Consider the following 25,667-nt stretch of genomic DNA (forward strand, 5'->3'; position numbering starts at 1 on the left):
CTTCTTCATACTGTTTGGCAAGTTTATAAAATGAAAGATACTTAATATCATGTTTCTTCATAGCTTCTACTCCATTAATTGCATCACAAAATTTTAGTTAGTAAATTAGAGATATATACTTTATTTATGTTTCTGCTATATTTAAAGGGCTTTTTTCTAATACAATAAGAAAAGCAAAAAGAACTTGTAGGAATCCCTACAAGTTCTTTTTTAGATAATGTAAAAAATTTAACACAAACTATCTCATAATTTGAATCGGAGCAAACACTATAACCACGGGTTGATTTTATTATATACCAAATCTTAACGTATGCACTTTTAATGTTTGAAAATTTTGTGAATTCATCATAGGAGAATAAATAACGATCTTAACCCCTGAAAATCCTAATTTATTATTTCGAACAAAACGTTTTAAATCAATATTTATATCGTAATAATTTATAAAAATATAAGTATAGGTAAATAGAGAAGAATGGTGCATTCTTACAGAAAAATATATAATGACATTCAGGATTAATTAACTATAAGGGGTCCCGCCAACCAAATGACATAAAACCCACGCTAAGACATTTTTTGGAAGGTAAAAAGCCGATTTTCCCACGTTAAGGAATTTCGGCTTTTGTGTTTTATTTTCGGAGTGGTCGTAATGTTTCTAATGTAGTTGATTGCTTAAATTTGAATTTATATTCACCAAGGAAGTTGATATGTTCCCAGCCAAGCGGTGAAATATGATGTAGCAATTCTTCATGCAAGACACCGTTCTCTTTTTTATATTCTATTGCCTTGGTTAAATATACCGTATTCCATATACTAATGGCATTAATAATAATATTTAATGCACTAGCTCTTTGAAGTTGATCCTGAAGCGCACGTTCACGCAATTCGCCACGTTTTCCGAAAAAAATAGATCTAGCCAAAGAATTCATAGCTTCACCTTTATTTAATCCACGATGAATTTTTCTTCTTAATGTTTCACTTGAGATATAATCTAAAATGAAAATTGTTTTTTCAATTCTTCCCATCTCACGAAGTGCTGTAGCCAAGCTATTTTGCCGAGCGTAAGAACCAAGCTTTCCCATAATAAGAGAAGCAGATACAGTACCCTTCCGAATAGAATGAGCTAATCGTAATACATCATCGTAATTTTTTTGAATAACATTTATATTGATTTGACCGCGCAATAATTTTTCTATTTGTGGAAAATCACTAGATTTTCCTATCGTGTAAAGCTTTGAGTCAGCTAGATCTCGTAAACGCGGTGCAAAACGAAAACCAAGTAAATGGGCTAAACCAAAAACTTGATCAGTATAACCGGCTGTATCTGTATAATGTTCTTCAATCGCTAAATCTGTCTCATGATGAAGGAGTCCATCAATGACATGTACAGCATCTCTAGCGTTTGTATTAATAACCTTTGTATAAAAACTTGAAAATTGGTCACTGACAAAACGATAAATTGTAGCACCTTTTCCAGTACCATAATGAGGATTAGCATCTGCATGAAGTGCAGAAACACCAATTTGCACACGCATGCCGTCTGATGAAGATGTTGTTCCATCTCCCCAATAGGAGGAAAGAGATAATTTATGATGGAAATTAACGAGTACAGATTGTGCTTTACTCATTGCATCCTCATATAACCTCCATTGTGTTGCATTTGCCATTTGTCTATAGGAAATATCAGGTGTAGCTTCACCCATTTTTGTCATACCTATGTTTGTTCCCAATGCCATAAGCGCAGCCATTAGAATAGTGGTTTCTTCTTCATTTGGAATACGATTGGTTGAAGCATGAACAAACTGTTCATGGAAACCGGTCCAATGAGCTACTTCCATTAATAAGTCAGTGAGCTTCACACGTGGAAGTAAGTCATAAAGAGATGAGCTAAATTCTTTTGCTTCTTGTGGTGTATCTTTTTCCAAACGGCTTAAATGCAGTCTACCATTCTCTAAACTTACCCCATTTAATTCGCCTATATGATTTGACACCCATTTTAAGCGTTTTAATAATGAAGATGTTCGTTCTTCTAAATATTCATGAGCAGATAGACTAACAGCTAACTCGGATGTTCCAGGCTGAATCTCGTTCCACTCTTCTTTTGAAATAAGGTACTCATCAAAATCCTTATGTTGTCTACTACCACTAATAGATATATTGCCTGACCGAATAGAATTTCGTAGTTCAGTTAAAACAGCCATTTCATAATAATGCCTGTTAATGGTTCCATCTTCATCATATACGTGCTTTTGCCATCTATTTGATACAAAATCAAGAGGGGCACCTTCCGGTACTTTCCGTTTACCTGTTTCGTTCATTTCTCTAACCGTGTGAATTGCACGAATTAAGGGCTCTGCTGATTTCGTAGAATGAAACTCAAATGATTTTAACAAGAGGGGTGTATACTTTCTCAATGTGTAGAATTTCTTCTCTAATAAGTCTAGATAATCATAGTCGATTGGACGTGCTAATTGCTTTGCTTCTTCTACAGATTGAACTAGCTTTTCCCAAGGCATTATCATTTCTAATACTATATAAGGATCTGTACCCTCATCTCTAGCTTTAATGAGCGCTTCTCCGAGGTTAGCAAAGTGAACCACTTTTTCATTAATTGATTTCCCATTTTGTTTTTGTCGTTCTTCTTGCGCTTTTCTTCCTTTGGATAATAAAGACATAATCTGACGATCATGTATCTCAAATGCTTGGTCCGTCAAATCTTGAATTAATTCTAGAAGATAAACAACCAAAATAGCATATTTTTTAGAATCATCAAACCTTCGAAAAGAGTGGGGTTCATATCTTGAACCAATTTTAGATAATTGTCGTAATCTGTTTGGATGTAAGGTCTTTGTGTCAATTTGCAATTGTAAATTTCGAATATATTCAAGTTTTTCAACTACTTTGAGAAAAGAATCGGGGGAATGAGAGCTTGGTATTTCTCGCAACCATGCCAAATATGTTTTGGTACTGTCTTCCATCGGAAGTAGAAGACAGTTTAATTTTTGAATATGTTCCATAGCTAGAGAAGAATTAAGTAATCGAAAAATCTTTACTTCTGCACGTCTTCGAACTTCCCATACCATTCGTTCTATTGTTGTCATAGCTGGTAAAATAATTTTTCTCTTTTTTAATTCTTCAATGGTTATCTGAATTAAATGTAGAGCATTCCCATTCTCTAATGCATATTGTAATAAGACTTGAGACACAACACGATATTCACGAATGGTGAAGTTCCGAAATCCATATTCTCTTCTAATTTCTTCGAGATGCTCATGTTTCGTTTGCTCACGTTCTGCATATATATGTATTTCTTTCGCATTAATTTGGAGTTGTTTGGCTATATAATTCACAACACAATCGGGTATATGTTGAATATCTGATAAGGTCCAACCAGGAAATCTCAATACACAAAGCTGTAAAGCAAATCCTAACTTATTATGATCTCGACGATGACGCTTGATAATTTCTATATCATGAGGGGACAAGGTGTAGTAACTTCCTAATTCATACTCACTAATTTGTTCTGGAATAGATGCAAACTCTAAACGCTGTTCTGACGTCAATAATTCTCTTGCACGTTTTGAAGACATAGTTTTCTCCTTTCTAAAATACAAGAAAATACCTTGTCTATAGGATGCCGTAGCTCAATGGATGTTAGGTTGAAGTATTTTCTTGTCATGCTAACATCTTTGTAAACTATTTAATTTAACTACTCAGTTTCTTCATTAGATTATCAGTTGGCCATAGTATCTTGTTGCATCTTGCGATACAAAGTCATTCTAGAGATACCGGCTTTCTCTGCAGCATCTGTACGACTCATACCTTGATTAATAAGATATAAAGCATAATCAATCTTTTCCTCATCCATTTTTGGTCTTCCAGGATGTTTCCCTCGCTTCCTTGCAGCCTGAATCCCTTCCTTGGTCCGCTCAGAAGTTAAATCTCGTTCAAATTGAGCAATACCAGCGAAAATAGTAAATAACATTTTTCCATGTGCTGTTGCTGTATCGAGCCATGATTCCTTTAAACTTTTCAAGTGAGCACCTTTTTGAGAAATATGTTCCGTGATTTCAATGAGATCTTTTGTAGAACGTGATAATCGAGTTAAATCTGTTACAACAATTGTATCTTCTGGACGAAGAAATTCTAGCATACTATTTAACTCTGGACGGTTTCGTTTTGTACCGGTTATTTTTTCGAAGAAAATACGATCGCATCCAAACTCTTCAAGTTGTTTCTTTTGGCGATCCAAATTTTGGTCTAATGTAGAAACACGCATATAACCAAACTTCATGTTTATCATCTCCCTTACTAAAAATTGTATCAAAAACGATTCAATGAGGATATTGTTACAAATAATATTGTTACATATTTTTGTTACGCTCGTTATGCAAGTTAATTAGACTAAAAGTTTATTACTAATTATTGTAACAATAATGGTCGTTTTTGTTACGGTGATATCATAAAAAATACTACTCTATAAAAAAGTAGTAAAGTTAAAAACTAACTCTAGATTATGAAGTACTACATAGGCTAACATAAAATGAAGGAGACCATGCGGGTTATTTAGACGGTCTCCTTTTGTTTTTCTTAAGCTTCTACTTCACTCAGCAATGCATGAGTATTGTCTTCAGTATCCTGAAAAAATACCATCCATGTTTCTGTTTGTCCCATTTTAGCTACAACATGTGGTTCGTCGATAAAAGTAACTTCTTTACCTAATAAGCGTTCATAAGTATCTTTAATATTATTTACTTCAAAATAAATTACTGAACTTGAAAGAGCGAATTCCTCTTTTTCTGGAAGTGTTAACATGAGACGCAATCCGTTGCATTCAAAGAATGCCATACTATTAGTGTTAAACAAAAGTGAGAGACCTAATTTTTCTTTATAAAAATCTAGTGCTCTATTTAAATCTTTTACAGGTACTCCAATTTGTCCAATTTTTTGGATTATATTAGTTTCCATAAAAATTTGCTCCCTTCAAAATATCTTATTATTAAAAGGATAAATTATTTTACCTAATTTTTCTTATCCAATATCACCTTTTTTCGATATTCTTTAGGAGATATGCCAACATGTTGCTTAAACATTTTGCTAAAGGATACAGGATTTTGAAATCCAAGTTTAAAGGTTATATCGGTCATATTATTACTTAATTCTGATAATAGTTGTTTTGCTTTTGTTACTCTAAACTCTGAAATATGCTGATGAGGAGTTTTACCATATATTTGTGTGTATGTTCTTAATAAATGATTTGGAGATAGACAAGAAATTCGTGCAATGTCATTTAATTTAATAGTTTTGTCATAATAAGCTCTTATGTAATCATGGGCTATACATATCCTTCTATATAATTCTTCACGTGTAGAGGTCCTTATTGCACTTAAAGATTCAACTTCCTTGTATGTATTAAAATGTTCATTCAAAATATATTGCATTAACTTATGAAATTGTTCCTCATAACCAACAGAATTAATTTCGAGACTAGGTAAAATATGTTTGAAAGTTTCAAGTTGAAAAGATAAAGTATTATTTTTATGATAGGTTTTATCAAAAAAAACAATAGAACTCGTATCCATAAATGGATCGTTTAGAAGATTATCGTTTGTTTCTTTTAATGAATTAAAGACCTCGGCTTCAAACCCATCTTTAAAGAAAATACAAAAAGATTCCACATCCTTCGTTTCATCAATTGAAATTGTGTATGAACCTTTATTAAGGAGTAGGTATCTACTTTCTTCAACAGCAAACATGCCTTTATTAGTCTTATAATGGGCTTTACCATTTGAAAATGTTTTTATGGACAGTTGGCCAATTCCTTCCCAGTAAAATTGGTCACTTTTTGCATGTAAAACGAAATTGGTAGAATCATTTTTTGACATAATACACTCTCCATAAGTGGCGTCATTATTTTTTTAACTTTATTATACATAATAATGGAATCTAAGTATGAAAATATATATTATCAATCTAAAACAGTACGGTGGATATGCGTATTGTAAGTGTTAAACTTAAACAACTTATTGTAATCTTAACGTATCCTTATTGCAAATGGTGACAGCTTCGCTGGTACTCACCCTAATATTGCCGTCTATAGCAAAAATATTCATTTTAGTTACAACCCTTAGCGTACCTAAATCAAGGATTTGAATTCCAAAAAATGTCTTAACGTGGGTTTTATGTCATTTGGTTGGCGGGACCCCATGCCCATCAACTTAAGAATTTTCACTACCCCCAAGTGACAAAAAACGTTATTCTTTCTAAAAAGCTAGCTAGAAAGGGTGACATTTTTTATGAATCTTTCGATTCAAGATGAATTACAACTATTTTCTGAAGAACTGTATCGTCATTTAACCCCTTCTCTTTTGGAAGAACTCGCAAAAGAATTAGGTTTTGTAAAAAGAAAACGAAAGTTTTCTGGAAATGAATTAGCTACCATATGTATTTGGGTAAGTCAACGTACAGCGAGTGACTCGCTTGTTCGACTATGCAGTCAATTACATGCGGCCACAGGCACTCTTATGAGTCCAGAAGGACTCAATAAACGCTTTGATAAAAAAGCGGTTGAATTTTTGAAATATATTTTTTCGGCATTATGGAAAAGTAAAATCTGTGAAACATCGGCCATTTCAAGCGCGGCGCTCACGTATTTTCAACGAATTCGTATTTTAGATGCGACGATTTTCCAAGTACCAAAACATTTAGCCCATGTATATCCTGGATCAGGTGGTTGTGCACAAACAGCGGGTATCAAGATTCAATTAGAATATGACTTACATAGCGGACAGTTTCTAAACTTTCAGATAGGTCCAGGAAAAAATAATGATAAGACCTTTGGAACAGAATGCTTAGACACATTACGTCCAAGCGATTTATGTATCCGTGATTTAGGTTATTTTTCATTAGAAGACTTAGATCAAATGGATCAACGAGGTGCTTATTATATATCCAGATTAAAATTAAACCATACCGTGTATGTAAAAAATCCGTTTCCAGAATACTTTCGAAACGGAACCGTAAAAAAGCAATCACAGTATATCCAAGTTGATTTAGAACATATTATGAACAATTTAAAACCCGGTCAAACATACGAAATAAAAGAAGCTTACATTGGAAAGAATCAAAAACTATTCACACGTGTAATTATCTATCGTTTAACAGACAAACAGATACAGGAACGTAGAAAAAAACAAAGTTACACTGAAAGTAAAAAGGGTATTACATTTTCAGAAAAGAGTAAACGATTAACGGGTATCAACATATATGTCTCAAATACGCCTGAAGGAGTTGTTCCGATGGAACAAATACATGACTTTTACTCCCTTCGCTGGCAAATAGAAATTATTTTTAAAACGTGGAAATCCTTATTTCAAATTCATCATTGGCAAACTATCAAAAAAGAGCGATTAGAATGTCATGTGTATGGAAGACTTATTGCCATCTTTATCTGTTCTTCTACGATGTTTAAGATGCGTAAACTTCTTTTGCAAAAGAACAAAAGAGAATTAAGTGAATATAAAGCCATTGGGATGATTCAAGATCATGTATCGCTGTTATATCAAGCGATACAGAGAAACACCCAAAATCTAACAAAGATTTTAATCCGTTTGTTCGACCTCCTACAGAAGAATGGACGGAAATCTCATCGATATGAGAAGAAAACTATCTTTGATATTATGGGTGTTGTCTATGAGTATAATGGGTTTGGAAAACAAAAGAAAGCTGCATAATTTTTAAAATGAAACTCGTTAGAGTTTATTTGGTGTGTGTACTTTTCAATACCAAAAGTACATTACGTGTTTTTTAGTTTGTTTGAACGAAAGTTCATTTTGTTTTCGTTCTTAAGTTGATGGGCATGGGGTAGCGTCAGGAAAATGCGGATTTACAACGTTAAGGAAACCAAAATATAAAAAGTCTAATTTCTCGGTGTTATAAGTGAAAAATTAGGCTTTAGTTACTTCATTAAAGCGCCTGATTGTTGAAGACTAAAGTTTATATTCACCAAGAAAATTGATGTGCTCTTATCCTAACAAATTTTATTTAGGACTTACATGTATGCCTTCACGCTCTCGCCAATCTGCGTAAAGTATACGCTTTACATTATCATATCCATTGGTAGTTAATTGGTTATCTAACCACTGTTGATCAAATCCGAGTTCATGTAAATTATCCCATAAAATTTCCCCATCTATAATTAACGATGTTGGGAGGTCTACTGGACTTTCTGGAAGATTGAGATCTGGTTTTTGATACTTGGATTTTAATAATAAACTTATTTGCCCATTAGCTTCCAATATACCGTATTTGACTTCGCGAACTGAAAAGACATTATTTTGACGGAGTATACTCAATACTTGATTTACATCCAATTTGTTCTTTGTAAGTAACTTTCTGTCCATAACACCATCTCGAATGATGATGTTAGGATTGCCTAATAAGAGAGAACGTGTCGATTTATTTTTTAGAGTCATAAACTCTATTCCCAACATAAGAAACGTCCACAATCCGATGGCATATAAAAAATGAAAAATCCCTACCTTATCTTCATAAATGTTATTTCCTAAAAAATCTCCAAGTACTAACACAAAAACTAAGTGAAACGGGGTTTAACTGATAGATGGATGTTCTGCCTGTTATGATAATGATAAAAAATAAAGTTGCAAAACCTACTATGACTTTGATTGCCAGTAAACCCCAAAAAACTTCACCCAAAATTTATTCCTCCATTTTATATTTCACTCGATTTCAAAAATCCTCATGTTTTAAAATATTTATATTACAACATGTAAGCTAATTAAAATCAGAAAGATAAATAATACCGGTTTTTTCAACTTATAATAATGGAGAAAGCACGCGAGCACCCTGTTCAACAATGCGCTCGGTCAGGGATCGTTGCACCAAGTCTTCAATTCTTAATGGTACAGAATCAGTAAGATCCCTCTCGAACTGCTCTGTGAGTTCCCTTGTCACATCAGCACTGTACACGACTTGACACACCTCATAATTCAGGCGAAAACTTCTCATATCATAGTTTGCTGAGCCTACGGCAGCAATCTCCTCATCGATGGTCAACACCTTCGCATGTATCATTCCTTTGTCGTACTGGTAGATTTGAACTCCAGCTTCTATAAGTTCTCCGTAATAAGTACGGCTTGCAAGACCCACGATTTTTTGATTATTGTGGCGAGGAACCAGCAATCTTACACGGACACCACGAGTTACTGCTGTCTTTAATGCCATGATAATATCCGTTTCTGGTACAAAATAGGGTGTTGTTAAATCAATAGTCTTGGTCGCCTGTGTTATACATATAAAGTAAGCTTGCCGAATGACTGGGGTAGGAATTCCAGGGTTTCCTTCCAACGTATGGATATACGCTTTATGCAATGTCCTAGTTTTTCCGGATATGTCCATTTTTTTATCATCAAGGGTGCTCAACTCTGATCCCAATTCGGCTGACCATTTGGAATGATCTGCTCTGCCGATTGAATTGATTTTCGTTACCTCTGATTTTGTTTTCAAATTTGTTTTTGATTTTATCCTTTCCGGCACAGCGATTTCCCAATGAACATCAAAAACAGTCTGCAAGTCGCCTGTTGCTTCCCCTATAATTTGCAAATGAGTGTCCCTCCAAAATCCTACGTCTGGCTTTAATCCTGTATATTCATACCCAACGTTCATACCGCCAGTAAAGGATTCCTTTCTGTCAATCGTCACAATCTTACAATGATCCCGATAATTCCAATTGGACAAAATCCAGGGAAATCGCAGAGGAAATATTGTCCTACATTCTATCCCTGCTTCAACCATCTGCCGGATTTTTTCACGCGGGAATTTATAACTCCCCAAGCTATCTCTCATAAAACGAACCTGCACTCCATTTAATGCTTTTTCGATTAGCAGTTCTGTGATTCGATTACCAATTTGGTCGTTCCGATAGATGAAATATTCCAGATCAATGGTTTCTTGGGCTTTTTGCAGGGATACAAGGAGTTGATCATATTTTGCTATCCCATTGTTAAACACTTGGACTTGGCCCATTCGAAGCCCATTCACAGTGAAATGCCGTAAAGCATTGGCAATTACCGATGCTGAAGCACCGAATGTCTCAGGTAATTTGTTAGATTCATTTTTAGAACAGGTCAATCTTTTTCGATGAATAAACTTAGGGTTTGATATGCTAAGATATAGCCAGAAACCAATGACAGGTAAAAAAAGGACGATTATTATCCAATTCAAAGCCTTGGCAGGCCGACGAACTTCCCAAATTGCTATGAATAAGATAAAGAACGTATTTAACAGGTATAGATAAAAAATCCACTCCAACTGGAATCCCTCCTTCTGTTACTCTTAATATGTACAAACTATGTAACCAGTATACGTATGGAATATGAAGGGATTGTCTGTTATATATTATGGACTACCTTTATAAGAACTTGTATAAGATATTAAGAACGAAAAAAAGAGAATTAAGGTTGGGAAAGTTCTGACATCAAGAAAGGCGTAATGATCTGGGCACTGTCCTAACTAGAGACTTAGTGATTTTGAAAATTACCATCTGGTAAATTCCTAAATATAGGTATAATTTTTTATAAATTTGGAAAATGAAAGTGGTAAATGCAATAAGAAGTAAATAAGAGAAAACATTAATTTATATTGGGAGGAAATCGTCTTAAAATTAGTCGTTAACATCTTTTTTGTTAATGGTTAATGAATGATCGGTATCTCTAACAGCAGCATAAAAAAAATCTTTGATTTGAAGATATCCCTTTGCCTTTAGTTCTTCCTTTAACCACTTTTCATTTTTGTTGATAAATTTTAATTTACGCTTTTGCACTTTCCCTTCAATGACAACGGCTATGGGTAATCCGCGGTATTCCACTTTCATATGTAAATCTTTTGGAGTAATAGGAACTAATTCTTTTCTTGGAAAAATGCTAATTTCACCTGTTGCTTCCAAAATCGCATATTCATTATCGTGAATATCCGGATATCCTGTTGTTCTTAAATTAGACAACAGCTCAGGTAAAGGATATCTACTTTCCTTTAACTTTCGATTAAGATAAAAAAAGAATCGCTCCAAAATCATGAGGGGTAAGTTGGGCTAGAGCTGATTTCCCTAAAATATTTACTGCTACAATAAACACAATATAGATAAAAATAACTTTAACTAAAAAAATAGACACTTCTAACACCTCGTAAAAAAATTCACCTAGTCCGAAATTGGACTAAGGTTTTTAAACTTATTTCAATTAAAAATGGTATCTTTTTTTCGTCATGTATGAATCTAAGCTAAATCCTTATCCTTTTAAAATAGGGGTCACTTTATCAATGGCTTCTTGTAATTTTTCACTGTTTAACCTATACATTTGTTTGGCGTCTTTTGATTCCGTTCCAAGAGCAAATAGTTCTAAGTCTGCTTGACATTTTTTCAAGGTTGAAAGAATTAAGGGTCTTTCTTGTGGGGGTGCGACTTGTAATTTATCGTCAAACAGATCAATCGTTAACTCTCCGTAAGAATTAACCTGTCCCAGAAATACATTTTCAATCGTTACCCCTAGTTTTTCTAATTCAGTTTGTAGCCAAGCCCGACTTCGTCCAATCGTGGCTAGTGGTTCATCCATTATTGTACCATCCATAATAATGGTCTGAGGCTCCTTGATTGAAGCAACCTTCAAGTTTATATCCTTTGCTGTTAAAAAGGTTGATTTTCTTTCTTTAGCATCGCAGATAAATCACCTGTTGCCTCTAAAACAGCAAATTCTACATCAGAGACTTGAAAGACATCCTTCCTGCGAAGGAGATCTAACAGTTCATCTGTCGTATATCTTTCCTTTTTTAAATTATCTTCCATAATCTTCCCATCTTTGATAAATACAGTTGCTTTTCCTTCTATAAAATTGCGAAAACGTTTACTTTTTAATGAAATTAAACCAGCGAAAAAGGGAATAGCCGCAAAAATGACAATTCCAATAATTCCGTGAAAAATGTTCCGTTCAAGTCCTATAGCCACTTCTGCACCAATATTCCCAATAGAAATACCGGTGACATATTCAAAGAAAGTTAGTTCGGAAATTTGCTTTTTCCCTAACCATTTTGTAATGAAAAATAAAACAGCAACAAATAATGCTGAGCGTACAGCTATATCTAACCATTCAGGCACTGCTTACACCTCCTGTAAATATAGTTTTTCTAGAAACCTTTGTACTGAAGTTCCTCTCCTTCTAGTTCTCCTACTCTTTTTTTTAAATCTTTTGTTACTTCGTATACTACCATCATAGCCTCATGCAAAGTTCGCTTCGATTCATCATCAAGAGTCCGTAATGCTAAACTTGAGAGACTTGCTTCTACCCCTCTTAGACTGGCAAAACACTGTTTAACATCTGATCCTACTGTCATCCTAATTCTCCTTATCCTTTTGGCTTAAAAATTAAAGCTCCTATCATGCCGAAAACAATGGCAGCTGAAATACCAGAACTAGTTACTTCAAACATTCCTGTCAGTACACCAACTAACCCATGTTTTTCAGCTTCCTGCATCGCACCATGAACAAGCGAATTCCCAAAACTTGTAATCAGAACGGTAGCCCCTGCCCCAGCAAAATCAATCAAAGGCTCGTATAGTCCAAATCCATCTAAAAGCACCCCAATCACTACAAGGGGTACCGCCAGCATTTCGGAAAAAAACCACGCTAAGAGAATTTATCTAAAAAAGAGCCGAAATTTACCCCGTTAAGAGTAAATTGGCTCTTTAATATGTAGAGGGTGCATAGAAAACTTAGAGGGTTATTAATTCTGTGTTTATTCGAGTTTTCGTTGATTAATTGCTCGATAAAGAGAACCTTGTGATACACCAGTTCCTTCTACAATTTCTTTAATAGGGGTCCCGTCACATGCCCATCAACTTAAGAATTTTCACTACCCCCAAGTGACAAAAAACGTTATTCTTTCTAAAAAGCTAGCTAGAAAGGGTGACATTTTTTATGAATCTTTCGATTCAAGATGAATTACAACTATTTTCTGAAGAACTGTATCGTCATTTAACCCCTTCTCTTTTGGAAGAACTCGCAAAAGAATTAGGTTTTGTAAAAAGAAAACGAAAGTTTTCTGGAAATGAATTAGCTACCATATGTATTTGGGTAAGTCAACGTACAGCGAGTGACTCGCTTGTTCGACTATGCAGTCAATTACATGCGGCCACAGGCACTCTTATGAGTCCAGAAGGACTCAATAAACGCTTTGATAAAAAAGCGGTTGAATTTTTGAAATATATTTTTTCGGCATTATGGAAAAGTAAAATCTGTGAAACATCGGCCATTTCAAGCGCGGCGCTCATGTATTTTCAACGAATTCGTATTTTAGATGCGACGATTTTCCAAGTACCAAAACATTTAGCCCATGTATATCCTGGATCAGGTGGTTGTGCACAAACAGCGGGTATCAAGATTCAATTAGAATATGACTTACATAGCGGACAGTTTCTAAACTTTCAGATAGGTCCAGGAAAAAATAATGATAAGACCTTTGGAACAGAATGCTTAGACACATTACGTCCAAGCGATTTATGTATCCGTGATTTAGGTTATTTTTCATTAGAAGACTTAGATCAAATGGATCAACGAGGTGCTTATTATATATCCAGATTAAAATTAAACCATACCGTGTATGTAAAAAATCCGTTTCCAGAATACTTTCGAAACGGAACCGTAAAAAAGCAATCACAGTATATCCAAGTTGATTTAGAACATATTATGAACAATTTAAAACCCGGTCAAACATACGAAATAAAAGAAGCTTACATTGGAAAGAATCAAAAACTATTCACACGTGTAATTATCTATCGTTTAACAGACAAACAGATACAGGAACGTAGAAAAAAACAAAGTTACACTGAAAGTAAAAAGGGTATTACATTTTCAGAAAAGAGTAAACGATTAACGGGTATCAACATATATGTCTCAAATACGCCTGAAGGAGTTGTTCCGATGGAACAAATACATGACTTTTACTCCCTTCGCTGGCAAATAGAAATTATTTTTAAAACGTGGAAATCCTTATTTCAAATTCATCATTGGCAAACTATCAAAAAAGAGCGATTAGAATGTCATGTGTATGGAAGACTTATTGCCATCTTTATCTGTTCTTCTACGATGTTTAAGATGCGTAAACTTCTTTTGCAAAAGAACAAAAGAGAATTAAGTGAATATAAAGCCATTGGGATGATTCAAGATCATGTATCGCTGTTATATCAAGCGATACAGAGAAACACCCAAAATCTAACAAAGATTTTAATCCGTTTGTTCGACCTCCTACAGAAGAATGGACGGAAATCTCATCGATATGAGAAGAAAACTATCTTTGATATTATGGGTGTTGTCTATGAGTATAATGGGTTTGGAAAACAAAAGAAAGCTGCATAATTTTTAAAATGAAACTCGTTAGAGTTTATTTGGTGTGTGTACTTTTCAATACCAAAAGTACATTACGTGTTTTTTAGTTTGTTTGAACGAAAGTTCATTTTGTTTTCGTTCTTAAGTTGATGGGCATGTGACGGGACCCCTATAAGTTCTTTTTTAATAGTAATAATGCAATAAGGAGAAAATTAACTTTCTTCTTATTGCATTATTGCTGGCTAAGTAGTTTAGAGTTTCTTGTCCTAAGTACAAAAAGTTTAGACTTTCATGTCCCGTTATTAAGACAAGAAAGTACCTACAAAGTTTATGATAAGGACTATTTTCCAACGATTGTTCATGAGATTTTAGTTTAGAGATTCATGTCTTTGTACATTACAGAAGCAAATCCATGTGATCTTATGGGTACGTGTAGGTTTAAATGTAGGTTACTTTTCTACTCTGTAACAAGTTTAAATATATAGTATATAAAAAATAAACAAGATAGATATGCTAGTCTATAGCTACTAGTGATTGGGTGTGTAGTAGGTATATATAAAGAACCCGACATTTGTGCCAGGCTCTTTTGGGTTATATTTGAGATTAGAGTTTGTTAAATTTAGTCTTTATTTCTTCTTTTTCTTTTCGCTCATCTTTTGGTGTACGCGTGAAGCATACGGAAATATTCTTTGTACCAATAAGCTTATGAGCATCGGGTAAAAGTTTTTCCGTTTTCGCTTTATTTTCTAAACTCCGTTTTTTTCCATTTAAATCATTATTAAGGAAACTGCGAAAATATATTTTGTCTTGTTCATTATCTTTACTGGTAGGATATGAATATGAACAAGCCAATCTATCCTTAAGCAGAATATTAGCTTTTGTTGGAATAGCGTTATGTAGAGCCTTGAAAAAATATAGTGGTTTAAAAGGACCGTTTTTATTATAATCAATTTCCAGGAACTCACAAAGTTTTTTGTATAAAATCTTATTCAGATCTGCTAATGGTAAGTGAAACGATTTGTAATTTTCTTCATTTTTGTATATTAACGGTAATTCCAAAAATTCGTTAGTGCCTCTTTTAAATAAGCCCAATGTGTATACTTTATTTGCTGTATCATCATAACTTTTTTTATCATCTATATCCCTTCCAGCGGCGTATTAGTGTTGATGGGGCATTTTCTTTTACAGGTTCATTATGACATATTTTAGTTATTGATATCATTAGAATAAAGAGATTATTTTTTAATGAATTAACAAATAAAAACCCTCCATTATCAGGAGGGTTTTGCTTTCTAAATAATTTACTTTTAAATTGTAGTCCTAATATTTTATTGTAACGGTCCTAATAACCCCATAATTTCTTTGGCTTTTTGGTTTTCAATGCTATAGTAAATTTCTAATCCTTGACGATTACCTCTTATAACCTTCCCTTTCATTTTAGATAAATGTTGGGAAACTGTTGATTGTGGAATGTTTAAAATTTCGGTCATTTGGGTTACATTTAGTGTTTTATGTTTAGAAAGCTCACTGATCAGTTTTAAGCGCATTGGGTGTGCCATAACCTTTAAAAGCTCTACATCCTCTTCTAAAATCGTATTTTCTACGTGTTGATTCGCAAAACTTGTCATAGTATCTTCTCCCCTTATTTGTTCTCTTCTCTTCTAATGTCATATAACTTCTGTAATACCTAATATCATTATATTTGAATGTTCTTTGTGAATTATAATAACTAAATTATACAATATCAATTTGTGTTAGTAGTGTAGTTAATGTGTGGTTTGTATGAAGTTTTAATTTGTAATGGTCTGAATGTAGCCTATTTATTAGACGGGACAAAATAATAAAGTATTATTAGGTAATAATATTTAAGTCATTAAGTATACAGGTAAGATTAGATTAGACTTGAATTAATACTTTACATAAACCATAACTAATTAAGTTGCCAAGCTCCTTTGCTTATTGCAAACTTTATGTTGTTTTCCGTTTATTACTAATTTTAGAATTACGTAGATATTATAAATTTCCGAATCTATATTTAACTATTTTAATGTTTATATATTAAAAAGTTTAAGGATATGTGTTATTATTTATATTGCAGGAATCATAGCTACCCTGCTTTTTTTAGTTACTAAGGAGGAGTGCAATGATGAGAGTTTTAATCGAGTTTTTGTTATTTATGTGTTGCCTTGCTTCTATTTTTCAGCTTGCATTGGTAATTAGACGTTATATGGCCATAAAAAAAGATTGGTTATTATGTAAAACAAAAGTCTTTAGTCAATCATGTGTGACTGGTTGTTATATTCTAGCTTTTTTTGTATTGAGATTCTATTAAGAACCTTTTATATAAGAATGGATACTAATGAATTTTAATTACCTTAGAACAAAAAAAGAACTTAGAAACCATAATACATAAAGGTTATAAGTTCTTTTTTGCTATTGAAACATTAAGTTACTGGCAGGTTTATTATCCATTTTACGAGAGTTTACAATTTCCGTATTACTCCCTCATTAATTCCAGTCATATAATCTCCATACATATTCCTTGCGAAAAGCTCGTTTTGTACTCCTAATTCCCATTTTTCGTTTGTAGCAGCTGCAAGATAAATAAACATATCTTTAACATGTAATTCAGTCTTCTTTTTATCATAATTGTCATAATTACTAAAGGAACTTATATACCTACAATACATCTCAAACAAGTGAGTTTCATCAAAATAAGTATCTCCTATGACACTGTAAACATGATCATTTCCAAAAAGGAACTCTGTCATTTTCGATATTAGGTCAAATTGATGCTCCTTTAGTACAAACCATTCTGCACCAAGGTGCTTAGTTTTTTCTGGTTCTGATTTATCATAACGAACTGCAGATGCAAGTTTAGAAATGTAGCTTCCTGTTATCACCACTAGCATATCTGCTAATTGTAATCCAACAAATTCTTTAGAATCCTTCTCTTCCATTATATTGCCAAACCCAATATTCTCAAATGGCTTAGAAGGTATTCCCTGATCAAGAATTAGTGTAGATTGCTCAGGTTCCCATATACCGTGTAACTTATTCTCACTTAACCATAAATCAACATCAGAGCTTACCTTTTCCCAGTCAAATGATACTTTTTCAAATACCACATCATTAGCTAATTTCTTCCCATTCCCAATGTCCTTTATCATTTTTTTGTAATATGCTATTTGGTTCCTCATTCTAGCAATATTCTTATGTTTTGCCACAAATTCTTTCAAATCTTTTTGAATAGAGTATAGTATTTCATTGATTGTTTTTTCTGGATCAAAAAGATTTCTAATAACCTCTTCAGATGCTTCTAATTCACAATATTTTGTGAGACTGTATTTAAACAAAATAGCAGAGTCGATAAATCTTTTTGCTTCCAGTTGGAGAATCCACTGTGTAAGTCTAGCATCAATAACCATCGACATTTTATTTACTGAAAATAGTAAGTTAGAGACATTTGCATCTAGTAGCATGTTAAATAAATTTAAATAAAAACTACTATTTACTTCTTTCATACTTGCAACGCCGAAATTGAAATTGCCTTTTAGAATATCAATTCCTTTTAGCTCTTTCTCAACTTTATTTTTTTGTCCGCTTCTATAGTTTTCAACCAGTTCCAGGTATTTTTTGTTAACATTTTCTAGGGAATCTTCTGGAATATAAAGTACATCGGCTACATAAGAACGCATTAAATCATCACCTAGATTTATTCTTCTATCGTCACGGTATGTATTTGGAATTCTGATTGTTTCTTGTGGTCCTTTTTCATCAATAAACACTTGTCCCATTGTTAATCATCCTCTCTTCTACTTAAGTCATTTAATTTTTACTACAATGTAAATGGATAAATAGTACACGCTAAAATTACATTTAACGTTTTTTCTTAATGTTAGTATCTACAAATATATTATATATACGATATATGTGTTTTGTATGGATTTACTGTAAATTTTTTGGTAAGTTTTCACAAAAGTAATCTATATAAAGAAAGCCTTAACTCTAATTTTTATGAATATGCGTATAGTTCAAAAAAGATAAAAGCCCTCCTGTGAATGGGAGAGCTTTTATCTTTCATATAAGTGAATCCGATTTTATGATTTTAAAAATGAATGTCGTCTGTTATACCCCTATAACGCTGACTTCATTATTATACTAATGTATATAACGGAAATCAATATTATAGTAATAGGTAGATTCCCCTGCTGCTCATCTTTTTAATAATAATAGTAACATCATAAAAATTATATTTAAATATATATAGTTTTACGGTTTTAATTATTATATACTTATACAAGTGATTTAGCTCTTTATAAGAGTTGAAATTACGTTATATATAAGGAGTGGTTTGAATGAAAAACAAATTTGTGCGTATGATCATGTTAACGCTGGTAATGATAGTATCAATTTCAGCACTTGCAGCATGTGGAAATAATCGTAACCCTGAAGAAGTTGCTACAGCGTATTTCGAAGATGCAAAAGAAGGAAATGTCAAAGATTTTGGCGAGTTATTCACTCCTGAAGCGAAGAAAATCGTTGCTTTTGTGGGCGGAAATGCAGACCTAATGAAATCAGTTAGCAAGGATCTTAAAAGCTATAAAATCCGAAAAGTTGAAGAGAAAAATGAAATTGCTACAGTAACTGTTGATGCTGTATATAAAGATAATCCTAAAAAAGTAATCGTAATTGAACTAGAGAAAACGGATGATGGTTGGAAAATTAGTAAATCATAAAAAAACGGTCTATAAGAATTCTAGACCGTTTTTTTATTCCCTCAATCTTCTTCTTCAAAATCACGTAAACTAGCAAGTAATTCTGTAAATGTTGAGCAAATAGGATATATTGCTTCCTTTATGTCTTCTTCCTCATGATCCCAGAATACGATTGATGGTGAATCACTCGTATTTCGGTAATCGAAGCATAAAAGATTACCGAATGGATCTCTAGCAAAAGGATAAATTTTATGAGGTAATCTATCTTTCGTATTATTATATGTTTCTAGAATGGAGTATTTTTTATTAGAATCTAGGGTTAAAAGATTATTGAGTGAATTTTCATCTTGATTTGGAATATTAAAGGTATCTGGCGTAGGATATCCACCATCATACTTTTGTACACACTCTATAAAATCATTAGGAAATTTAATATTAAAGTATTGTTCTAATTGTTTAATTTGGTCATTTGTTATTTTGTTCTCATTTGTATTGATCCATGTAATGTGATTCATGACTAAGTACCTCCCTATTTATCGCTATCTTTCCCCCAAATTTTATATCCACCTGTATGACCGGTATCATGATGAGTCTGATAATCTACAAGTTGCATTCTCCCAGCATCTTGATGATGATGCCATGTATAATGCTCTGGCGTTTTCCCTATTTTAAATAATTGAATTTCTTCCTCTGTGAATTTTAAGGCTAATTCAGGATTTTCCATTATTTGTTCATATAATGCTTTACTACACTTTCTAGACTGTGTTGTTCTAGACTTTTTGAAATCTGCCTCTTTTAATAGTACCTCCCCTTTTGATTCAAAAATAGGAAATCCGTCAGCATCGTATGGAATTCCTGTAACTGGGTGCTTGTCTCCTGCTAAGTCTCCTTTTCGCAAACGAATTGTTTTTGGACCATTCGCGCCTTCATAAGTATACGTAGCTGCTTTCTGTAAATATTGTTGTGTACTACCGACACCTGCATATGAGAGATGATTACCACCCTTAAATTCATAATTATTTAATATATGTAATGCATTTCTGTATGCCGGGGAATTAGTTATAAGAGATTTCCCTTTAGTCAGCCCTGTAATAGCAGCTACCTTCCCAACTTGTCCTGCTTTACTAAGACCTTTATCACCCAGAAGCCCGAGTCCTAACGTTGCTATACCATAAGCCAGATAATGCTCTCTACTTTCCAGATCCCCATTCCAAAATTTATTCATAAATGTATCTGATACAGTGTTCCATGCAGCAGGAATAGTCTCCCTATAGTTTACAATTGCGTCTCGCATATTCAACCAGGTTTCTTTATCACCTAAGGATATCAGTCCTTCCCACGCATCCACTGCACCATCTACAAACCCAGTAGAAATACCAGTCCACGCAGCATTTAAATCTTTTTCATTGAAAAATGACTCTTCTGATTTTGGAGGGAGTTTTCCACACATGGCTCCTTCTTGAATATCAGAGTCAACTAAATTTCCTCCATACAATTCATCCGCTTTTCGGAATTTAACAGCTGCACGTTCTAATTCTACTGCGATTTTATCTAATTCTTGCAAGATGTTAAACATCATTGGCTTTGCTTCATTAAACATCTGATAAAAACGTTGACTGCTTGCTCCGCTCCACTGAGAAGCTATATATTCAGTTTGAGAGTATAAATCTTTATGTATATATTCTAATGATGATCTCGTATTTCTTACTGTTTTAGCAGCTTGTTCTAATTGTTCCGGTGTTACCTTTATTTGCGTGCTCATTCCATCCCTTCTTTTCTTATATATTAAGAAAATTATACCATATCATTATTTCATTAATGGTTATCATTTGAAAATATCCATTCCTAAAAGTGAAACGATATCCCATCATAAAAACAACCCTAATTCCTAATGAGAAATTTGGGCTGTTTCTGTTATAAATATGCTTTGTTTTATATTTTGTTTAGACTTATTTCTTTCATTACTGTCAAAGAATCTTAGTTATCTCAAAATTTCTAAATAAAAAAAACGGCATAAACCCCTAAAATAATCGATTTTTCTAAACTAGCACTATATTAAAATTGTTAGTAAAATATTCCATTTATCTAATAATTTGTTATAATCGTATTTAACAAGAATCATTGTTAGTATTTTACAAATTTATGATGTATTCTCCTATCCAGAAAATGAAACATAATGCTACAAAGCCAACAAGATTTATCATTACTTCCTTTTTTGTAGGTCTGTCTCTAAATATAAAAGCAGATAAAAATAACAAAAACACCATTCCATACAACCACCAAACTGTACGAGATATGCTAAACAACCCTATAGACAGTGCAACTACAAAAATCACATAAATACGTTCATTTTTTGAAGTAATCTTACTAAACATATTGACTCCTACCTCCTATTTTTAGAAAATAATTACTTTTCAGATAATGACTGTATAATATATTGTATAAAATTTTTTATGCAAATGAAAGGGGATTATTATGAAAAAAACATTATTGGCTGGAAGTTCATTGGTTTTATTACTAAGCTCAGGGTTTGCATTTAGTTCAACAACGCAAGCAGCAGAGAACAAGGAAGGAAATTCACCTACAGTTTCTTACAACCAGGATGTATCAAAAGAAAATAGAGCAATTGATATTAGTTCATTACCTCAACAAGATTTAGACTCTTTATTCCTAAATGGACAAGCTCCATTGAATCCAATAACACCTAAAGATTCAGATCAAATTCAATATGTTCACCCAACAGCTGGTACATTCAACTGGAAATATGTAACGACAACTTATGGAAACAATGTATTTTATAATGCCTCATATCGTTTTATGGTTAACGCAGCTATAGCAGGTTTAGGTGCTGGAGTTATAGCGAAAATTGGCAATGCTTTTGCTTCTGGTGTAGCAGGGTATGTAGTAGGCGGTCTTTCTCTTCCTAAGGGTAAAAACTATTGGTGGACTGTACAAAAATGGCAGGATCAAGATGCATACAATGTTTATGTTAAATACAATATTAAGGTTTATTCTGATTCTGGACGTACTAAATTAGTTGATTCCTATAGCGAGCAATTTGCACAAAGATATCGATAAATTGTTTGCTGTAAAATATATAAAAGACTATCTATCAAGAGGGTTTGCTTGTTTTGAAAACAAGCAAACCCTTCACTATAAAACTACTTTTATTCTTTATATCATTTACATTAGGAATCACTGTATAAACCTCTAAATTTAGCCCCTCATATTTCCAAACGTTGACCAAAAAATAAAAATATGGTATGTTTACTTTAGATTAGTTATATATTGAATGCATATTCAGTATATATAAAGTATAGTACTTAACTGAATTGCATAAACTAAAAAAGACGAGATGCTGTCAACATCCCGTCTCATAACTGCTACTGTCAAGGTGGCCGTTATTATGCATTATCTTTTTCTTTTAGACCCTCGCTTGTACTTTGGTCGGTGAAGCGCGGGTTTTTTGTTGTCTTTTTTTTCGAATTGCTTTTTCAGTGCGTATGCTGAAACTTCACGCACAACTGCTCTTGCAATTTCTTTTAAAAGTTCAAACAAAAATTCCATGTTATATCACCCCCTTTCCTTCCAAATGGAAAGAAGGGATAATAACAAGCCCACCTTCACACGATATACAGTTATACTTCTATTTTACCATACTTCAACACTCTAAAATAGAAAATCTGTCCAATTTTAGTCTGTATATAATCTTTGAGTTAATGAGTTTTACAAGAAATTAGTTTACTATAATTTAAATATGTATACTGTATTTCTTTGATTTTTCATAATTGTCCTTAGTTTTATATGCTATTTTTTGAGAATATAAATTTCAAATAAAAGTTGTATATTTTTTTGATGTGTTCCGCAATGTATCTCTGCCTAATCCTCTAACTTACTCATTTGCCTACTAAGTTTCAGATGAAATCTTTATATTTATAATCCTGGTATCATTATCTCTTATATCTCACATCTTTCTTTTCACACATTTCTCATTTTAAATAAAGCGCACTTGTAATTATTCATTGTCTCTTCCTCTATTTTCTAATTTATATATATTAACCCTTTTTTTTGTAATTGTAGTGATTTTTTCAGTGATGTCCCCGAAAAACGACCTCTCAAAATCATCTGTAATCATTTTTAAAACTTCAGATAATGCAATTACACTTGAAAGATAAAAAACTTCTTAGAAACAAAAATAGACCCCTTATAACGTTTTTTCGTTTTTTAGGGATCTATTCTCTCTGGGATTTCTATTCTTCTATGTCTTCTTTTACTTCTGCAGATAAAATGTCTTCAGCAAACTTCTTGTAGCCATTATACCCTTTCTTCGCAGCCTTTTTCTTTATTGCTTCTACTACCTTTTCATCAAGATAGAGACTTAAATGCTGCTTTTTTTCTTTCGATTCCTTTTTTGATCGGTTTTCAATTTTTCCTTTGAAAACTTCCAAATCCTTTTTTAAGTACAATCGTTCAGTAGATTTCCCTTTAGCAATCTCTTTAAAGGGCAATATCCCATCTTTAGCGGCATTATGAACGTAAGTCTTAGACTTATTTAGAAATTCAGCTGCTTCTTTTAATGTTAAAGAGTCTTTGTATAATTCCTCTAACTTTTTTACATCTTTTTTCTCAAAGCGATATCCGCCATCTGCTTTCCAGGTAGCCAGATTGATAGGTTCGATCTGTTTATATTTAATTAAATAGCCTAATTGATTTTTTGTTAAACCTACCCTATCGCATACCTCTTCTAAAGATAAATAGTCCATTTCTCACCTCGTCCGAAACTTTCATTCTAGCTGTTGTTTAAATTTTCTTAGTTGATACTTTGTTAAACCTGTTTCTTTTACTACATCTGTAATTGAGTACTCCTTATACTGCAGATACTTAAATGGATTCTCCATATAACGTTCTCGTACTTTATTAAATGTACTCTTTTTCGATAAAGAATTCAATTGCTCTCCTTTCTCTCGGATGGAATCGAAAATGGGACAACCTTTACAATGTTTGTAGTTTCTCTGTTTTGCCTGTTCTTGCTCATCTGTACAATTCACTGATAGGTTGTTCAGAGGGCAAATTGAACAATGGGTATCTTCTAAATTATGGATTTCTTGTAAAATTTTCAGACGAAGACTAGTCAAAAAAAATCTCCTCCTACCGCATTTGGATTGAAATGTACAAAAAAAATCAATTAAACATTTCTATTATACATTACCTAGACAGAAACGTTAAATTTTAATTCGAAAATATTTATTTAAACATTTCATTTTATACCACAATAAATAATGCATTTATTGTGGTATAATTAGAACTATAAAATTTTATATAAAAATATTTGTTTAATATTTCATTCTATAAAAGGTTGTGTTTAAATTTGAATATTATAAATTACGAACATAATAACCAAATTGTAAAATCAAAATCAGATTTTTTTGATAGCAGTCATTTTGAAAAAATTATGGGTTTGGGTATCCGTAATATTGACTACTCCCAATTAAGTGAAGAATCATTAGTTTATTTATTTTTACACGATGAGCCTTCTTTAACGAAAAATAGAAGTGAGCGAACAAAACAACAGTATCTGCACGATCTTTCTCATTTTCTTCGCTACATAAAAGAAGCAATCGGAACCATCCAGGAGTTATCCCATAATGACATGGAAATCTACTTCTATGAATTAAGTAAGAAATATGCTGCCACTACATTACGTAAAAAGAAAACAGTAGTTCAGCAGTTTTTAAAATATGTGTATGATAATAACGGACTCTCAGACAACTTTAGTAGTCGCCTTAAAAAAGTATCCGTAAAAAAAGAAGAGCTAGTCAATCGTGACCTTTATCCAGAAGAAGTTACCCAGATATTAGATGAACTGAAAAAATCCAACTATTTTGTTTACACTGCATTTTTCCTGTTAACTACAACAGGACTACGAATCGAAGAAATCGCAACTGCTAAATGGGCAAATTTGGTCTTTCATTCATCTTTAAATGCCTATCTACTTCGTGTAGTTGGTAAAGGGAATAAAAGTAGGGAAGTTCGTATCTTTGAAGATACATTGGATGCTTTATGCCATGTTCGAAGTTTACGTAAACAAACAACAAAACTAGATGCATCGAATACCTCCGCTTTTCTCCCTAAAGCTGATGGATCAAATTATAGAGCAGACTATCTATCTTCTCTTGTGGCAAAAAAAATTGAAGAAACAAATTTAACTTTTCTGCGCTATCGACAGGATAGAATTACTCCTCACACTTGTAGGCACTTCATGGCTAATTACTTAATGGAAAAGGGTATTGAATTAAAAAAAATTAGGGACTATTTAGGACATGAGTCTATTATGACGACGGAACGTTATTTAAGAGAACGTACAAGACGTCAAAACTTGGCCACAATAGATATCGGAAATTCATTATTTTAGTAAGTATATATAATAGGAAGATTCTCGATTCGATGTGTCGATTTTAGGAGTTAAAATTTCAATTCAATTCGGTTCTCGTTTTCAGTTTGTGAATTCTTCACATACATTTCACGAATTTCAAAATCGATATTTAGGAAATATCCCTAAA

At 32.9% G+C, this 25,667-nt stretch carries 21 protein-coding genes and 5 pseudogenes; 5 read left to right on the plus strand and 21 right to left on the minus strand.

All coding sequences use genetic code 11. The features are described 5' to 3' along the window. Positions 1-626: 626 nt before the first annotated feature. The 4 genes from EGX95_RS00275 to EGX95_RS00290 all read right to left on the minus strand — a co-directional run bounded on the left by EGX95_RS00275 (position 627) and on the right by EGX95_RS00290 (position 5,882). Positions 627-3,587: a Tn3 family transposase gene (locus EGX95_RS00275; RefSeq protein ID WP_000095762.1), complete on the minus strand. Its 2,961-nt coding sequence runs from the start codon at positions 3,585-3,587 to the stop codon at positions 627-629. A gap of 143 nt (positions 3,588-3,730) precedes the next feature. Beyond that, positions 3,731-4,291 (minus strand): recombinase family protein, encoded by a 561-nt coding sequence (locus EGX95_RS00280; protein ID WP_000668449.1) that lies wholly within the window; start codon positions 4,289-4,291, stop codon positions 3,731-3,733. Between the two features lie 296 nt (positions 4,292-4,587). After that, positions 4,588-4,965 carry a VOC family protein gene (locus EGX95_RS00285; RefSeq protein ID WP_000449612.1) on the minus strand — a complete coding sequence of 126 codons (378 nt, stop codon included), beginning with the start codon at positions 4,963-4,965 and terminating at the stop codon, positions 4,588-4,590. Positions 4,966-5,018: 53 nt separating this feature from the next. Continuing rightward, a complete protein-coding gene (locus EGX95_RS00290) occupies positions 5,019-5,882 on the minus strand; it encodes a helix-turn-helix domain-containing protein (protein ID WP_000041618.1) in 864 nt (287 codons plus the stop codon). Between the two features lie 411 nt (positions 5,883-6,293). Between EGX95_RS00290 and EGX95_RS00295 the strand changes: the two genes are divergently transcribed. After that, positions 6,294-7,730 carry an IS4 family transposase gene (locus EGX95_RS00295; protein ID WP_001053964.1) on the plus strand — a complete coding sequence of 479 codons (1,437 nt, stop codon included), beginning with the start codon at positions 6,294-6,296 and terminating at the stop codon, positions 7,728-7,730. 306 nt (positions 7,731-8,036) lie between these two features. Here EGX95_RS00295 and EGX95_RS00300 read toward each other — a convergent pair whose 3' ends face one another. The 8 genes and pseudogenes from EGX95_RS00300 to EGX95_RS30595 form a co-directional block, all read right to left on the minus strand. After that, on the minus strand, positions 8,037-8,489 hold the full coding sequence (locus EGX95_RS00300; RefSeq protein ID WP_225991073.1) for a DUF421 domain-containing protein: 453 nt from the start codon (positions 8,487-8,489) through the stop codon (positions 8,037-8,039). Positions 8,490-8,531: 42 nt separating this feature from the next. Then, positions 8,532-8,585: pseudogene (locus EGX95_RS31090) on the minus strand (hypothetical protein); the annotation flags it as partial. Positions 8,586-8,832: 247 nt separating this feature from the next. Continuing rightward, entirely contained in the window at positions 8,833-10,326 is a 1,494-nt protein-coding gene (locus EGX95_RS00305; protein ID WP_000454745.1) for a phospholipase D-like domain-containing protein, read from the minus strand. A 352-nt stretch (positions 10,327-10,678) separates the two neighbouring features. Continuing rightward, positions 10,679-11,186: pseudogene (locus EGX95_RS00310) on the minus strand (DUF421 domain-containing protein). A gap of 114 nt (positions 11,187-11,300) precedes the next feature. Next, positions 11,301-12,163 (minus strand): annotated as a pseudogene (locus EGX95_RS00315) (DUF421 domain-containing protein). A gap of 29 nt (positions 12,164-12,192) precedes the next feature. Then, entirely contained in the window at positions 12,193-12,399 is a 207-nt protein-coding gene (locus tag EGX95_RS00320; RefSeq protein ID WP_000215801.1) for a DUF1657 domain-containing protein, read from the minus strand. Positions 12,400-12,410: 11 nt separating this feature from the next. Next, positions 12,411-12,674, minus strand: a complete 264-nt coding sequence (locus EGX95_RS00325; RefSeq protein ID WP_087943165.1) for a SpoVA/SpoVAEb family sporulation membrane protein — start codon at positions 12,672-12,674, stop codon at positions 12,411-12,413. A gap of 126 nt (positions 12,675-12,800) precedes the next feature. Next, a pseudogene (locus EGX95_RS30595) lies at positions 12,801-12,878 on the minus strand (recombinase family protein); the annotation flags it as partial. Between the two features lie 104 nt (positions 12,879-12,982). Between EGX95_RS30595 and EGX95_RS00340 the strand changes: the two are divergent. Beyond that, a complete protein-coding gene (locus EGX95_RS00340; RefSeq protein WP_061184285.1) occupies positions 12,983-14,419 on the plus strand; it encodes an IS4 family transposase in 1,437 nt (478 codons plus the stop codon). A gap of 573 nt (positions 14,420-14,992) precedes the next feature. Here the strand turns inward: EGX95_RS00340 and EGX95_RS00350 are convergent. The 3 genes and pseudogenes from EGX95_RS00350 to EGX95_RS00365 form a co-directional block, all read right to left on the minus strand. Next, positions 14,993-15,535 (minus strand): annotated as a pseudogene (locus tag EGX95_RS00350) (DUF6037 family protein); the annotation flags it as partial. A 182-nt stretch (positions 15,536-15,717) separates the two neighbouring features. Further along, positions 15,718-16,017, minus strand: coding sequence for a transcriptional repressor PagR (locus tag EGX95_RS00355; protein ID WP_000200275.1), 300 nt, complete (start codon positions 16,015-16,017; stop codon positions 15,718-15,720). An 855-nt stretch (positions 16,018-16,872) separates the two neighbouring features. Continuing rightward, the gene (locus tag EGX95_RS00365) at positions 16,873-18,186 is read right to left on the minus strand and encodes a hypothetical protein (RefSeq protein WP_000531859.1); all 1,314 of its coding nucleotides are present in this window, start codon (positions 18,184-18,186) and stop codon (positions 16,873-16,875) included. A gap of 561 nt (positions 18,187-18,747) precedes the next feature. Here EGX95_RS00365 and EGX95_RS00370 point away from each other — a divergent pair. Beyond that, positions 18,748-19,128 (plus strand): DUF4878 domain-containing protein, encoded by a 381-nt coding sequence (locus EGX95_RS00370; protein ID WP_000790845.1) that lies wholly within the window; start codon positions 18,748-18,750, stop codon positions 19,126-19,128. 41 nt (positions 19,129-19,169) lie between these two features. On the opposite strand, the gene EGX95_RS00375 is transcribed toward EGX95_RS00370, so the two are convergent. The 3 genes from EGX95_RS00375 to EGX95_RS00385 form a co-directional block, all read right to left on the minus strand. After that, the gene (locus tag EGX95_RS00375; RefSeq protein ID WP_001015690.1) at positions 19,170-19,622 is read right to left on the minus strand and encodes an SMI1/KNR4 family protein; all 453 of its coding nucleotides are present in this window, start codon (positions 19,620-19,622) and stop codon (positions 19,170-19,172) included. Positions 19,623-19,636: 14 nt separating this feature from the next. Beyond that, complete coding sequence (locus EGX95_RS00380; RefSeq protein WP_000107160.1) at positions 19,637-20,869, minus strand: WXG100 family type VII secretion target; 1,233 nt, start codon at positions 20,867-20,869, stop codon at positions 19,637-19,639. Between the two features lie 370 nt (positions 20,870-21,239). Further along, positions 21,240-21,482 carry a hypothetical protein gene (locus EGX95_RS00385; RefSeq protein ID WP_000491739.1) on the minus strand — a complete coding sequence of 81 codons (243 nt, stop codon included), beginning with the start codon at positions 21,480-21,482 and terminating at the stop codon, positions 21,240-21,242. A 100-nt stretch (positions 21,483-21,582) separates the two neighbouring features. Here EGX95_RS00385 and EGX95_RS00390 point away from each other — a divergent pair, with 100 nt between their 5' ends. Continuing rightward, complete coding sequence (locus EGX95_RS00390; RefSeq protein WP_000751950.1) at positions 21,583-22,185, plus strand: hypothetical protein; 603 nt, start codon at positions 21,583-21,585, stop codon at positions 22,183-22,185. A 333-nt stretch (positions 22,186-22,518) separates the two neighbouring features. On the opposite strand, the gene EGX95_RS30045 is transcribed toward EGX95_RS00390, so the two are convergent. The 3 genes from EGX95_RS30045 to EGX95_RS00400 form a co-directional block, all read right to left on the minus strand. Continuing rightward, positions 22,519-22,674 carry a hypothetical protein gene (locus EGX95_RS30045; RefSeq protein WP_000394773.1) on the minus strand — a complete coding sequence of 52 codons (156 nt, stop codon included), beginning with the start codon at positions 22,672-22,674 and terminating at the stop codon, positions 22,519-22,521. A gap of 683 nt (positions 22,675-23,357) precedes the next feature. Beyond that, a complete protein-coding gene (locus EGX95_RS00395) occupies positions 23,358-23,870 on the minus strand; it encodes a helix-turn-helix domain-containing protein (RefSeq protein ID WP_000386112.1) in 513 nt (170 codons plus the stop codon). Between the two features lie 21 nt (positions 23,871-23,891). Further along, entirely contained in the window at positions 23,892-24,242 is a 351-nt protein-coding gene (locus EGX95_RS00400) for a zinc-finger domain-containing protein (RefSeq protein WP_000202840.1), read from the minus strand. 233 nt (positions 24,243-24,475) lie between these two features. Here EGX95_RS00400 and EGX95_RS00405 point away from each other — a divergent pair, with 233 nt between their 5' ends. Next, a complete protein-coding gene (locus EGX95_RS00405) occupies positions 24,476-25,519 on the plus strand; it encodes a tyrosine-type recombinase/integrase (RefSeq protein WP_001021536.1) in 1,044 nt (347 codons plus the stop codon). Positions 25,520-25,667 lie beyond the last annotated feature (148 nt).

The organism is Bacillus sp. FDAARGOS_527 (genome assembly GCF_003812125.1).
Lineage (GTDB): Bacteria > Bacillota > Bacilli > Bacillales > Bacillaceae_G > Bacillus_A > Bacillus_A paranthracis.